Origin of the sequence: Streptomyces spinoverrucosus, from assembly GCF_006539505.1 — a bacterium.
Lineage (GTDB): Bacteria > Actinomycetota > Actinomycetes > Streptomycetales > Streptomycetaceae > Streptomyces > Streptomyces spinoverrucosus.
Window position 1 is genome coordinate 34,694 of record NZ_BJND01000045.1, and the last position, 12,464, is coordinate 47,157.

The 12,464-nt window shown below is 70.5% G+C and carries 13 protein-coding genes; 5 read left to right on the plus strand and 8 right to left on the minus strand.

The window, feature by feature from the left end; all coding sequences use genetic code 11:
• Positions 1-374 precede the first annotated feature (374 nt).
• Together SSP24_RS45635 and SSP24_RS45640 are read right to left on the minus strand one after the other, a co-directional pair.
• Positions 375-2,234, minus strand: a complete 1,860-nt coding sequence (locus tag SSP24_RS45635; protein ID WP_229866142.1) for a S8 family serine peptidase — start codon at positions 2,232-2,234, stop codon at positions 375-377.
• Complete coding sequence (locus tag SSP24_RS45640; RefSeq protein WP_229866139.1) at positions 2,165-3,931, minus strand: S8 family serine peptidase; 1,767 nt, start codon at positions 3,929-3,931, stop codon at positions 2,165-2,167. The genes SSP24_RS45635 and SSP24_RS45640 overlap by 70 nt, the downstream gene beginning before the upstream one ends.
• Positions 3,932-4,178: 247 nt before the next feature.
• Between SSP24_RS45640 and SSP24_RS44360 the strand changes: the two genes are divergently transcribed.
• The 5 genes from SSP24_RS44360 to SSP24_RS28175 all read left to right on the plus strand — a co-directional run bounded on the left by SSP24_RS44360 (position 4,179) and on the right by SSP24_RS28175 (position 6,208).
• A complete protein-coding gene (locus SSP24_RS44360; RefSeq protein WP_167529732.1) occupies positions 4,179-4,331 on the plus strand; it encodes a hypothetical protein in 153 nt (50 codons plus the stop codon).
• Between the two features lie 166 nt (positions 4,332-4,497).
• Positions 4,498-4,896: a hypothetical protein gene (locus SSP24_RS28165; RefSeq protein WP_174864731.1), complete on the plus strand. Its 399-nt coding sequence runs from the start codon at positions 4,498-4,500 to the stop codon at positions 4,894-4,896.
• Positions 4,897-4,932: 36 nt separating this feature from the next.
• Positions 4,933-5,100, plus strand: coding sequence for a hypothetical protein (locus tag SSP24_RS44365; protein WP_229866137.1), 168 nt, complete (start codon positions 4,933-4,935; stop codon positions 5,098-5,100).
• Positions 5,097-5,252: a hypothetical protein gene (locus SSP24_RS44370; protein WP_229866135.1), complete on the plus strand. Its 156-nt coding sequence runs from the start codon at positions 5,097-5,099 to the stop codon at positions 5,250-5,252. Before SSP24_RS44365 ends, SSP24_RS44370 begins: the two co-directional genes overlap by 4 nt.
• An 89-nt stretch (positions 5,253-5,341) precedes the next feature.
• Positions 5,342-6,208, plus strand: coding sequence for a GNAT family N-acetyltransferase (locus SSP24_RS28175; protein WP_141312519.1), 867 nt, complete (start codon positions 5,342-5,344; stop codon positions 6,206-6,208).
• Between the two features lie 269 nt (positions 6,209-6,477).
• Here SSP24_RS28175 and SSP24_RS28180 read toward each other — a convergent pair whose 3' ends face one another.
• The 6 genes from SSP24_RS28180 to otnK all read right to left on the minus strand — a co-directional run bounded on the left by SSP24_RS28180 (position 6,478) and on the right by otnK (position 12,463).
• Positions 6,478-7,230: a FadR/GntR family transcriptional regulator gene (locus SSP24_RS28180; protein ID WP_141312520.1), complete on the minus strand. Its 753-nt coding sequence runs from the start codon at positions 7,228-7,230 to the stop codon at positions 6,478-6,480.
• 5 nt (positions 7,231-7,235) lie between these two features.
• Complete coding sequence (denD, locus tag SSP24_RS28185) at positions 7,236-8,291, minus strand: D-erythronate dehydrogenase (protein WP_141312521.1); 1,056 nt, start codon at positions 8,289-8,291, stop codon at positions 7,236-7,238.
• The gene (otnI, locus tag SSP24_RS28190) at positions 8,288-9,100 is read right to left on the minus strand and encodes a 2-oxo-tetronate isomerase (protein WP_141312522.1); all 813 of its coding nucleotides are present in this window, start codon (positions 9,098-9,100) and stop codon (positions 8,288-8,290) included. Before otnI ends, denD begins: the two co-directional genes overlap by 4 nt.
• Before the next feature lie 36 nt (positions 9,101-9,136).
• Positions 9,137-10,444, minus strand: a complete 1,308-nt coding sequence (locus tag SSP24_RS28195) for an MFS transporter (RefSeq protein WP_141312523.1) — start codon at positions 10,442-10,444, stop codon at positions 9,137-9,139.
• Positions 10,445-10,508: 64 nt separating this feature from the next.
• The gene (locus tag SSP24_RS28200; protein WP_141312524.1) at positions 10,509-11,186 is read right to left on the minus strand and encodes a class II aldolase/adducin family protein; all 678 of its coding nucleotides are present in this window, start codon (positions 11,184-11,186) and stop codon (positions 10,509-10,511) included.
• Entirely contained in the window at positions 11,183-12,463 is a 1,281-nt protein-coding gene (gene otnK / locus SSP24_RS28205; protein ID WP_141312525.1) for a 3-oxo-tetronate kinase, read from the minus strand. The genes SSP24_RS28200 and otnK overlap by 4 nt, the downstream gene beginning before the upstream one ends.
• Position 12,464: the final 1 nt, after the last annotated feature.

The window sequence follows — 12,464 nt, forward strand, 5'->3', positions numbered from 1 at the left end:
GCTGTTGGAGAACATCCTGGTTATGTCGAGTCGCGGCGCGACCGCGGTGGTCTGTCTCGGCGTGGGGGCGAGGATCTGACGGGCCTTTCGGCCGTCCAGGGGCAACGGTGCGGTCCTCGTCGAGTTCGACGTCGTTGAAGGCGAGCACGGCCATGCCCGCGAGTGCGGACCGTTGGCCCCGCGCACGTCGGCGATGAGCCATCCGCTGTAGGTGCCGACGGGCAGCCGCGCGGAGCCGGTGCCGGATTCGTCGAGGTCGAGCGTCGTCCAGAGGTTCTCGGCGACGAGGACGACGCGGCCGGCGAGCGGATTGCCCGACCGGTCCTTGGCGACTACGGACAGGTTGAGTCGTCGGCCCTCCTTGGCTGCGCCGATCAGGGTTCGGGCCCGCACCTTGCCACTGCTGTCCTTGCCCGTGACCATCCGCTTATCTGCCGGTCGTCCGGCAGCCGGTCCAAGGCGGCGGTCAGCTCGACCGATGTGGTGCCGTGCGCGGGTACGGTGACCTTGTCCTCAGACAGGGCGAACAGCCCTGCCGGGGCAGCGGAGTCGACGGCCAGGTCGAGGGTGACCGGGGCGTCGCCGGTGTTGGTGTACACGACCTTGCGGACGTCGGTCTCTCCCGGCTCGTGGGGCCAGGCGCTGAAGCCGGAGAAGGCGCTGGCGGTCGCGAAGACCGAGGTGTTCACCGCGGCCGGGGCGTCCAGCCGTCCCGCGCCCGCCTCGTACGGGCTGTACGACGGGGTGGCCTTGGCACTGCTGACCAGTGCCTGCTTCAACTGCGCTCCGGTCCAGTCGGGGTGGACGGCGGCCAGCAGCGCGGCAGTTCCGGCGACGTGCGGCGTCGCCATCGACGTACCGCTCATCGTGGTGTAGTGACCCTGACCGCCCCGCTGGTAGCGGGAACGGGCCGCGAGGATGTCGACGCCAGGTGCGGTGATCTCGGGCTTCAGCCCGAAGTCGCCGTCACGCGGACCCTGACTGGAGAAGTCGGCGAGCCGGTCCGCGGAGTCGACGGCGCCGACGGTCAGCGCGGAGTCCGCGGCACCGGGGCTGCTGACGGATCGTGGGCCTCCGTTGCCCGCCGCGACGACGAACAGCGCACCGGTCTCGGCGCTGAGTCGATCCACCGCCTGGCTCATCGGGTCGGTGGCGTCGCCGCCTCCCCCGAGGCTCATGCTGACGATCTTGGCCTGTTGGTCCCGGGCGGCCCATTCCATGCCCGCGATGATCCGGGACTCCTGGCCCGAGCCGCCCTGGTCGAGCACCTTGCCGATCTGGTTGCGCGCCTTCAGGCCCAGCGAGTACGTGCGGCCGGGGCCCACGGCGTTGCGCTCGTCGACCGGGACGTCGTAGTCGACCTGGAGCAGTGGCAGCCGCGTCGCCTCCGTCGTCGAGTCGGAGCGGAACGACCAGGACGTGTCCGTCGCGGTGGCGTGGTCCCACTCGTCGGACTCCCGGGTCGTCTCCAGGCGCAGCCGGTATTCGGCGTTGCCGGCGGGGACTTCGACGTCCCGCCACGCGTCCGCCAGGTCGAGGACCGTCTTGCCGTCCCGGAACAACTCGGCGTTCGCCGTGTCGAGCGACGTCCACTCCCCCGTGCCGATCCCGTCGCCGAGTACGATCTGACGCGACCAGTGACCCGCCTCGGAGTCGGTGAACTCGGGTATCCGCAGTCGCAGCATGTTCCCGTTGCGCGTGCTGGGCTCCGCGCCGCGCGGGATCGAGGGGCGGACGACCGCGCCCTGCCACGTGTGGCGGACCTGTTCGCCCGCCCGGTAGGCACGAGGCGCCTCTCGCAGGCCGACAGTCAGCGGCCTGTCGATGTCCCCCTCCCCCACGGTCTGGTGGAGCACCACCTGATACCACTCGGTGTCGCCCGAGGTGACGTACTCGGTCCGTTCGAAGGCGGTCGGCACGCGCCGGGTGTACTGAAGCCAGGTGAAGTCCTGGTAGGGCCGGCGGGCGAAACGCTGCTCCGCCGCCCACGGCACGCCGCCGTTGTCCGCGTACACGGAGCGGACGACGGCGCTGTTGCGCTCGGACACCGTGTGGATGACGCGTTCGGGGATGCGCTGCTCGGACACCTGCATGACGTCGTACAGGTACGGGCTCCGTGCGGTGCCGCTGATGGTGACCGTGGTGGTGCGCTCGGCGATCCGCTTCAGCAGCGCGGCTCCCGTGCCGGCTCCGACCCGGACGGTCGGCCGCCTTCTCCATGAACTCGGCCCCACCCTCGCCCGTTTCGTCGGTGACGACGGCGAGCTTGCCGCGGACGCGGCGGAAGTCCGGCTCGGTCAGAGCCGGCGGCCACCGCGGTCAGCCGCTCACCGCGCCGGTCGAAGAGGGGCGAGTGCGGCATGTAGAACGCGCCGAGATCCCGCGGACCGCCGACGACCTCGGCTTCGAGCTGAGGTGCGACCAGCTGCCAGCGGGAGGCGAACTCGAAGGTGCCGTCGGTGACCTGGGCGGTGGGGCTGACGTACAGCTCCTCGGCGAGGTCGAAGTACATGGTTCCGTCGATCCAGCCGTGTCCGTCGATCTCCCGGTACGTCTGGAAGCTCAGGATGCCGCGCTGTTCGGCGGGCCGGGGCGTGCGGATCTCGACCTTGGTGGTCTTCCGGGGGTCGACGACGGCGGTGGTGTCCTCGGTGACGCGCACCTGCGGCAGCACGATGTGCCGCAGCACCTCCTTGCCGTTCTCCTGCTCCACACCGCCCGAGACGATCTGGTACGTGCCTTCCTCGACCTCGGCGACGGCGTTCTCGCGGTCGGTGTACTCCACGAACCCGTCGGGGCCCCAGATCGTCGGAAGGGAGTGGACGCGCTCGCCGGTGAGGTCGTAGGACACGACCTTGAGCTTGTGCACGGGGCCACGCACGACCAGGCTCAACGTCGTGTGAACCGAGACCATTCCATCCGCGGAGGACGCCGTCAGGTAGCCGTAGTAGTCACCCTGCGCGGCACGGGAGGGATCCACGGTGAGCGGCAGCTCGGCCGTGCCGCCCGCCGGGACAGTGAGGGACGCCGAACCGGGGCTCACGGCACCGTCGTCGACCTTGCGGCCACTGCTGGTCGCCAGCTCGGCGCGCAGCCCGAGGGTGACGGGAGCGTCGGAGCGGTTGGTGTAGCGCACCGTGCGGGTGGACGTACCGCTGTCGTCGGCCTCGTAGGTGCCGAGGGCCAGGGTGCCGGTGGCGGTGACCGGGGTCCGCGTGGCCGCGGTGAGGTCGATGCGTCCTGCGCCCTGTTCGGTGACCTTCTGCCCGCCGATGGTGCGTGCCGTGCTGGTGAGCGCGTCCTTCAGCCTGCTCGCCGTCCAGTCCGGGTGCTGCTGTGCCAGCAGCGCGGCCGCTCCCGCCACGTGCGGGGTCGCCATCGAAGTGCCGGAAGCGGCGACGTAGGAGCCGTCGACCGCCTCCCCCATCGTGGGGCCCGAGGCGCGAGCGGCCACGATGCCCACACCGGGTGCGGTCACGTCGGGCTTGACCGTGTCGTCGCCGACCCGGGGACCGCGGCTGGAGAACCCGGCGAGGGAGTCGTCCCGGTCCACCGCGCCTACGGTCAGTGCCGCGTCGGCGGCGCCGGGGGAACCGATCGTGCCCTGGCCGGGGCCCGAGTTGCCCGCCGCGACGACGAACAACGTGCCGCTGGACGCGGAGAGTTCGTTCAGGGTCTGGCTCAGCGGGTCCGTGCCGGCGCTGGCCGTCTCGGAGCCGAGCGACATGTTGACGACCTTGGCGCCCCGCGCGACGGACCACTCCATGCCGGCGATCACCTGCGACTGGGTGCCGAAACCGTCGTCGCCCAGCACCTTGCCGATCAGCAGGTCGGCGCCGGGAGCCACACCCTTGCGGCTGCCGCCGGACGCCGCGCCGGAGCCTCCGACGATGGACGCGACGCGTTGGCGTCGCAGTTCCCTGCTGTCCATGCGGCTGTCGGTGCCGTAGGTGCTGGAAAGAAATCCGCCGCTGCCGGAGGATGTGTCACCGGTTTCTCGTGGCACAGGTGGGACATGTCTCAAGGGCGACAAGGAGCGGGGCGGCAGGCAGACGGACGCGTCCGGTGCTGATCAGCAACCTGGTACTCGGTGACCCCGGCGCGCCACCGCACCGGCAGCCCGGGCCGCTCTTCGGCTATGTGCCCAGGGCGAGATCCTCTTCGAGCCCGGGGGCGACGTGATCCACTACCAGCGCGCCAACAACCGTGCGGACACGCAGTCGCAGCTGGTGGTGACCATGTTCACGCCGCCGGGGGCCCCGGTTCTGACCATGGTCAGCGCGGAGGAGCTGGCCGAACGACGACACCTACGGGTTGCCCAGCCATCATGACGGGAACAGCTGCCCTGAGAAGTTGTATCACCGTGCCGCCGATGAGCAGCCAGTTGTCGTCGTAAGGCCTTGGGGCGCCTACTCCAGCCGTCCCGCACACGCGCAACTCCCCTGATCCGCGGAGGACTTTGTGCAGCTACTGCCCCGCTCCCTGTCCGGCTGGACAATGGCTGTATTCGGCGTCTTCGCCGCCGCCTTGGGCGCGGTAGGGCTGATCGCCCCGGGCGCCCTGCTCGCGCTCATGGGCTTCGCTCCTGTGGGCGGCTCCGGGCGCGCGGAGGGGGACCACACCGTGGTCTTCCTGACCGCGTCCTCCATGGCGGCGCTCAACATGGGCGTGTACTACGTGCTGGCCTCGCTCTCCGACTGGAAGGCGTTCTTCCGCTGGACCGTCCCCTTCCGCCTGCTGACCTGCGCGGTCTTCATCCTGGCGGTGGTTGGCGGCCGTGCTCCGTCCGGCCTCCTCGGGGTGGGCCTGTGGGAGGGGGTCGGCGCGATTGTCACGGGTGTTGCGCTCCGGTACGAGCGGCGGCCCATCCCCTCCGACGCGGGAGGACTGTCCTGATGTCCGGGGGCCGGCCACCAGGCAGAGCAGCTTTGAATGGAAGGCAGCATTGAGGACTTCGGGCGTCTGGTCGCCCTGGTCGAGGAGACGGGCGAGCGCGTGATGTTCACTATGGACGGCCAGCCAGTGAGCGTGATTCTTCCGGTGGCCGGGGGGGCCGAGCTGGAGCACTCCGGTACGTGCGCGCGGACGGCGAGCGTATGACGTTCACCCGGGGCCAGGTGGTCGTGGCCGAGCTGCGGACCGCGGGCTGGGTCGAGTGGCTGGAGGAACGGGCCATGCGCGGACGCCAGGCGTACATGGACTCGAATCAGTCGAAGGCATTCGCCGAGTTCCTCGCCCGATCGTTCGGCTGAAGCCACACACAGTGGGCTCCGAATCCCCACCACGCCAGGCCGTGGAAACCGGGTGCGGACCGTCGGCGCGGTGGTGTGTGATCGGGGGTATGCCAATTGTGTTGGGCAAGCCGGGAGTCGACGGGTTGCACGAGGCTGTAGGCGTACTGCGGGAGTGGCAGTACGACGGGGCGCCGATGCAGCTGCATCCGGGGGACCTCGGCTGGTTCTGGCGGTTCGGTGCAGAGGCGACGGCCGCGGCGGTCCGGACATGGAGCCGGGAAGGACAAATTCTCGCCGTCGGGCTGCTGGACGGTCCCCAGCTGTTGCGGCTGAAGATCGCGCCGGACGCCCAGCGGGACGAAGAGCTGGCGCAGCAGCTGGTTGAGGACGTGACCGAGCCGGATCGCGGCGTACTGATGGAGGGGAAGGTGTACGTCGATGCGCCAATGGGCGCACTGGTCCAAGATCTGCTGTTCGACAACGGCTGGGACACCGACGAGCCGTGGACGCCGCTGCGCCGCGACCTCACGGAGCCGGTGAAGGACCCAGGCGTGCGGATCAAGGTGATCGGTCCGGAGCAGGCGCACGTGCGGACCGCCGTACACCGGGCATCGTTCGACGGGTCGACGTTCACGGACGAGCGCTGGCAGGCGATGGCGGCCGGATTGCCGTACGCCGACGCCCGGTGTCTGGTGGCGTATGACGACCGGGGCAACGCCGTGGCGGCGGTGACAGTGTGGTCTGCCGGTCCGGGGAAGCCCGGGCTGCTCGAGCCGATGGGCGTGCGCCGGGAACATCGCGGTCACGGCTACGGCAAAGCGATCACCGTCGCTGCGGCGGCCGCACTCCGGGAGCTGGGATCGTCGAGCGCGATCGTCTGCACCCCGAGCTCCAATGCCGGCGCCGTAGCTACCTACAAGGCAGCCGGCTTCCAGCAACTCCCTGAGATCCAGGACCGACGCCGGGACGCCTAGAGGGTGTCGTTCGACGTGTTGCGCTGCTTGTAGGCCCCTCGCGGTCGAAGGCCGGTAGTCGACCGCCCCCGCGGCCGCGCCCCAGCCGAGGTCCTGAATCTGCGTGACCAAGCGTTGCGCTTGCGTCTCGAAGGGGCTACGGCGCGGGGCTCCCGAGACCGGCGCCCGGGCGGCAGCACGGCTTCGTCGGCGTCCCGCACGACGTCACGGTCGACGGCACCGAGCTGCAAGGCCGTGGACGCACGCCCGCCCCAGGGCGTGCCGTACGGTCAGGGTGCCGTGTCGAGGTCCACGTCGAGGTCGGGGCTGTCGCTCCAGAACATGTCGTCGGCGTCCTGGAGCCGCAACGCGGCGTGCTTCAGATGGAGTCGTGCGGCGGCGCGGGCCGCCTCGGCGTCGCGCGCCTCGACGGCGGCGAAGATGGCGTGGTGTTCCTGGCGGACCGCTTCGATGAAGTCCTCCCGCCGCGCCTCGTTCGCGCGGGTCACACGGATGCCGCCGCGCAGCACCTCACCCAGGTAACGGACGGTCGAGACCATCACGGCGTTGCCCGTCGACTCGGCTATGGACTGGTGGAAGGCGAGGTCCTCGTCCACGCCGTCACCGCCGACCGCCACGGCCGCGTCGATCGCGTCGAGGGCCCGACGCATCCGGGCCAGGTCGTCCGGGGTGGCACGGGTGGCCGCGAGGTACGCCGCCTCGCCCTCGATAGGGCGACGCACCTCGACGATCTGCAGCACCTTGGCCTTGGTGTCGGCGGCCTCGGCCTCCAGGTCGAGCGGCCTGGTGCGGCGGGGCAGAACGAACACGCCGCGGCCCTGCCGCGGTTCGACCAGGCCCGCGTTGCGCAGCCGCGAGACGGCCTCGCGTACGACCGTACGGCTGACGCCGAGCTGCTTGACCAGTTCCACCTCGGTCGGCAGCTTGTCGCCCACGGCCAGCCGCCCGGACTCGATCTCGTCCGCGAGCACCGCGGCGACCTGGTCCGCGAGCCGCACGGGTCCGCTCACCTTGGAAAACATGGTTTTCAGTCTATCGGCACGGACCGTTCCGACCGGGCCGAGCGAGCCGCGACGTCCATGACGACCGCTTGGGCGTGGTCCTCGATGTACTGCCGCAGTACCGATGCGAAGCTCGGGTCGGGCTCCAGCCCCAGCGCCGCGGCGCGCGCGTTGTCGAAGACCGCGGGCCACGAGCCGACGATCGCCTCGACTCCGGGATCGGGCCTGACCGTCACGAGGTCGGCCACGGCGTCGCCGGCCACCCGCCGCAGCGTGGCCAGCATCTCGGCGACCGAGACGGTCAGCGCGGGGAGGTTGACCGGGATGCCACCGTCCAGCCGACCCGGCCCGGCTCCGCGTGCCACCTCGGCGACGCGGAGGATGCCCTCCACCGTGCGCCGCGGCGAGGCCAGGGCCACCCGCAGGTCGGGGTCGACCGGGCAGGTGGCCGGGAGGCCGGAGAGGGGCTCGCGGATGATGCCGGACAGAAAGCCGGAGGCGGCGGCGTTCGGCTTGCCCGGGCGCACCGCCACGGTCATCAGACGGGCGACACGTCCGTCGACGAAACCGCGGCGGGTGTAGTCGGCGATGAGCTGCTCGCAGACGAGTTTCTGGGTGCCGTAGCTCGACCGTGGTGTGGGCAGGGTCGACTCGCTGACGACCTGCGGCAGCGGCAGCATCGGGTCGGAACCGTAGACCGCGACGCTGCTGGAGAACACCACCCGCACCACAGGCCCGCCCGCGGCCGACTGCGTCCGGGCGGCTTCGAGCAGAGCCCGGGTGGTGTCCAGATTGGCGCTCATGCCGAGGTCGAAGTCGGCCTCGCACTCGGCCGAGACTGCGGAGGCGAGGTGGATCAGTACATCCACCGGCTTGGCGAACACGTCGTCGAGACTGTCGTTGAGGTCGCCCGGTACGACGTCCACGAGGGGATCGTCCGCCTCCGGCGACTGGGCGGGGACGAAGCGGTCGGCGAGCACGAGGCGGTCGATCGGCGCGCCCCGGAATGTCCGGGCCTCCAGCAGTGCGGCGGCAAGCTGCCGCCCCAGAAAGCCGAAGCCGCCCGTGATGACGATCCTCATACCTGGTCCCTTCGGTTGCTTCGGTAGTCGTTCAGCCAGCCGAGCCCCTCGCTCGTGCCGGCCTCGGGGATGTACTCGCAACCGATCCACCCGTCGAAGCCCAGCTCGTCGACGACGTCGAACAGGTGGTGGATGTCGAGTTCCCCGCGGTCGGGTTCGTGGCGGTCGGGCACGCCGGCGATCTGCAGATGACCCACCCGGCCGGTCGGCACGTCACGGCGCAGCGTCGTGGTGAGGTCGCCCTCGACGATCTGACAGTGGTAGAGGTCGAGCTGCACCTTCAGATTCGGGGCCCCCACCTCCTGGACCACGCTGTGCGCCTCGCCCTGCGTGGTCAGGAAGTATCCGGGCATGTCGCGGCCGTTGATCGGTTCGATCAGGATGTCGATGCCGGCCTCGGCCGCCCGTGCCGCCGCCCAGGCGAGGTTGGCCTGGTAGGTGTCCCGGTGCTTGGCCCGCTCCCCCGCGGTCGCGTCCGGCCGTACGAGCCCGGCCATCACATGCAGCCGGAGGCAGCCCAGCGCGGCGGCGTACTCCAGCGCCCGGTCGATCCCGGAGCGCAGCTCCGCCTCACGTCCGGGCAGTGCCGCCATGCCGCGCTCTCCGTAGTCCCAGTCTCCGGGAGGCGCGTTGAACAGCACCTGCCGCAGGCCGTGATCGTCGAGCCGACGGCGCAACTCGGCGGCGTCGAAGGCGTAGGGGAAGAGGTACTCGACGGCCTCGAAGCCGTCCGCCGAGGCCGCGGCGAAGCGGTCGAGGAAGTCGTGTTCGGTGTACATCATGGACAGGTTCGCGGCGAACCTCGGCATGTCGGCTCTCCTCAGTGAGGACCCTCAGGGGGTCCGTCAGCGGTTGACGGTCTGCTTGTCGGTGGTGAGCACGGCGGCGGCACCGAGGACGAGGCTGAGGGCGAGGACGTACATCGGCAGTGACGTCGAGCCGGTCGAATCCTTCAGCGCGCCGATCATGTACGGGCTGACGAAGCCCGCGAGGTTGCCCACCGAGTTGATCGCGGCGAGGCCGACCGCGGCAGCCGTGCCGCCCAGGAACGCGGTCGGGAGTGACCAGAACAGCGGCGCGCAGGTCAGCACCCCGGCGGCGGCGCAGGACAGGGCCAGGAGCGACAGTGCGGTCGAGCCGGACCAGCCGGCGGCCAGCGAGAATCCGACGGCGCCCATGAGAGACGGTACGACCAGGTGCCAGCGGCGTTCGCGGCGCCTGTCCGCCGAGCGGCCGAACAGGTTCATCGCCACCAGGGCGGCCAGATACGGCACCGCGCTGAGCACGCCGATCGCGAGCGGCCCCTCAATGCCGGTGGACTCGACGAACGTGGGCATCCAGAAGGTCAGCGCGTACTGGCCCATCACGAAGCAGAAGTAGATGAGGCACATCAGCCACACCTTGGGCTCGCGGAACGCGTCCCAGACCCTGCCGTGCACCGTCTGGTGCGCGGAGTCCTCGGCGATCGCCCGCTCGACGACGGCCTTCTCCTCGTCGCTGAGCCACTTCGCGCTGCGCACACCGTCGTCGAGGTAGAACAGCGTGGCCACGCCGATGAGGACCGCGGGGATCGCCTCGAGCAGGAACATCCACTGCCAGCCCTGCCAGCCGTTCACACCCTGGAAGCGGTCCATGATCCAGCCGGAGAGCGGGTTGCCGAAGATCCCGGCCACCGGGATGGCCGACATGAACATCGCGATCACCCGGGCCCGGCGCTGCGAGGGGAACCAGTAGGTGCAGTACAGGATCACACCGGGGTAGAAGCCCGCCTCCGCGGCGCCGAGCAGGAAACGCATTACGTAGAAGGTGGCCTCGTTGGTGACGAACATGAACGACGCCGAGACCAGGCCCCAGCTGATCATGATCCGGGCGATCCACCTGCGGGCCCCGACTCGCTGGAGCATCAGGTTCGACGGGACCTCGAAGAAGAAGTAGCCGATGAAGAACAGGCCGGCACCCAGACCGTACGCCGCCTCGCTGAACCCGAGGTCGTCGGACATCTGCAGCTTGGCGAAGCCGACGTTGACCCGGTCCAGGTACGAGACGACGTAGCAGAGGATGAGAAAGGGGACGATGCGGCGGACGACCTTGCGGAAGACGGCGTTCTCTTGAGCGAGATCGGGGACGCCGGCCGCCGTGGTGGGCAGGGACATGAGCGGAATCCTTCGTGCGGCTCAGGGGATTCTCCGACAGGGGCGGAGACAGGGGTGAAGCGGGTCACCACGCGGCGCCGAACACGGACCTCAGTTCGTCGACGGCGTGGGCGGGGAGCAGCTCGGGGCGACGGTCGGTCAGGAGCCACAGGCGAGCCGTCTCCTCGAGTTCTTCGAGGACGGCGAGGGCGGTGGACGCGTCGGGGCCCCAGACGACGGGGCCCAGTCGGTCGAGCAGCACAGCCCTGATCGGCGTGCCGTCGGCGGCGCGGTCGGCGATCCGGTCGGTCACCAGGTCGGCCACGCGCGGGTCGCCGGGCCGGTGGTAGGGGATGAGCGGGACGTGCCCGACCTTCATCACGTAGTACGGCGTGATGGGCGGGAGTACGTCGTCCGGGCTCCACACTCCGGCGAGCGTGAGTGCCACCAGGTGCGTGGAGTGGGTGTGGACGACGTACCGGGCCGTGGGGTCGGCCGCGTAGATCCGCCGGTGGAGCGTCAGGGTCTTGCTGGCGCGGTCGCCGGCTGTCTGCTCGCCCCGCGCGTCGACCAGGGCGAGGCGATCGGGTTCGAGGAAGCCGAGAGCGGCGTCCGTGGGCGTGATCAGGTGGCTGTCGCCGACCTTGGCGCTGATGTTGCCGGCGCTGGCGTGGACGTAGCCCCGGGCGAACAGGCTGGTGCCCATGCGGACGATCTCGTGGCGGGCGTGCTCGACGGCGGTGGCGTCCGGGCGGTCGGTCATCGGGTCTCCTCGTCCAGGAGGGCGAACGAGGAGGTGAAGAAGTCGGGGCTCCCGAAGTTGCCGGACTTGAGCGTGATGTGGAGCGTGCTGCCGTCGGGAAGGGGCGCCGCGCACCAGGGCACGCCGGGGTCGATCTGGGGTCCGATCCGCAGCCCGGTCAGGCCGAGCGCCCGCACGACCGCCCCCGAGGTCTCGCCACCTGCGACGGCGAGGCGACGTACACCGCGTTCCACGAGGCCCGTCGCGACGCGGGCCAGGGTCCGCTCGACAAGCTCACCGGCCTGAGCGGCCCCGAGCCGTCCCTGGACGGTACGTACGGCCTCCGGTTCCTCGGTGGAGTAGACGAGGACCGGCCCGTCGGCCAGGTGGGCCTCGGCGAAGGCGAGGGCTTGGCCGGCCACGTCCTCGCCTGCCGCGATCCGCAGGGGATCCAGGCTGAAGGCGGGCCGTCCGCTGCGCAGGAATTCGAGCACCTGCCGGTTGGTGGCAGCGGACACCGATCCCGATACGACGGCCGCGTGACCGCCGGCCGGCGGAAGCTGCGCCGCGGCACGGGACGGCTTGAACCCCCAGTTCGCGGGCAGGCCGATCGCCAGGCCCGAACCCGCGGTCACCAGGGGCATCCCCCGGACCGCCGCGCCCAGCCGCACGAGGTCGTCGTTGGACACGGCGTCGACGACGGCGACCGCGACATCCTCCTGGCGCAGGGCGTCGGAACGGCCCCGGATCGCTTCGGCGCCTTCGGCGACCACGGTGTGATCGATGAGCCCGACCGCCCGCGTGGTCTGCGCCGCGAGCACGGAGACCAGATTGGAGTCGGTCATCGGCGTGAGCGGATGATGGCGCATGCCGCTCTCGCTGAGCAGTACGTCGCCGACGAAGAGATGCCCCTTGAACACCGTGCGCCCGTTGTCGGGGAGCGCGGGTGTCGCGATGGTGAAGTCGGTGCCCAGCGCGTCCATCAGGGCTTCGGTGACCGGTCCGATGTTGCCGGCGGGCGTGGAGTCGAAGGTGGAGCAGTACTTGAAGTAGATCTGCTCGGCCCCCGCCGACCGCAGCCACTGAAGCGCCCGAAGCGAGGCGTCCACCGCGTCGGCGGCAGGGACGGTCCGCGACTTGAGTGCGATGACCACGGCGTCCGCGTCCACCGCCTCCTCGGGACCGGCCGACGGTACGTCGATCAGCTGGACCACACGCATGCCCGCGCGCACCAGGTTGTTGGCGAGGTCGGTGGCGCCGGTGAAGTCGTCGGCGATACAGCCGAGTCGGATTCCCATG

Coding starts and splice junctions, on each gene's coding strand:
- SSP24_RS45640 (WP_229866139.1), bottom strand. CDS start 3,931: ATGGACAGCAGGGAACTGCGACGCCAACGCGTCGCGTCCATCGTCGGA.
- SSP24_RS28165 (WP_174864731.1), top strand. CDS start 4,498: ATGGCTGTATTCGGCGTCTTCGCCGCCGCCTTGGGCGCGGTAGGGCTG.
- SSP24_RS44365 (WP_229866137.1), top strand. CDS start 4,933: ATGGAAGGCAGCATTGAGGACTTCGGGCGTCTGGTCGCCCTGGTCGAG.
- SSP24_RS44370 (WP_229866135.1), top strand. CDS start 5,097: ATGACGTTCACCCGGGGCCAGGTGGTCGTGGCCGAGCTGCGGACCGCG.
- SSP24_RS28175 (WP_141312519.1), top strand. CDS start 5,342: ATGCCAATTGTGTTGGGCAAGCCGGGAGTCGACGGGTTGCACGAGGCT.
- SSP24_RS28180 (WP_141312520.1), bottom strand. CDS start 7,230: ATGTTTTCCAAGGTGAGCGGACCCGTGCGGCTCGCGGACCAGGTCGCC.
- denD (WP_141312521.1), bottom strand. CDS start 8,291: ATGAGGATCGTCATCACGGGCGGCTTCGGCTTTCTGGGGCGGCAGCTT.
- otnI (WP_141312522.1), bottom strand. CDS start 9,100: ATGCCGAGGTTCGCCGCGAACCTGTCCATGATGTACACCGAACACGAC.
- SSP24_RS28195 (WP_141312523.1), bottom strand. CDS start 10,444: ATGTCCCTGCCCACCACGGCGGCCGGCGTCCCCGATCTCGCTCAAGAG.
- SSP24_RS28200 (WP_141312524.1), bottom strand. CDS start 11,186: ATGACCGACCGCCCGGACGCCACCGCCGTCGAGCACGCCCGCCACGAG.
- otnK (WP_141312525.1), bottom strand. CDS start 12,463: ATGGGAATCCGACTCGGCTGTATCGCCGACGACTTCACCGGCGCCACC.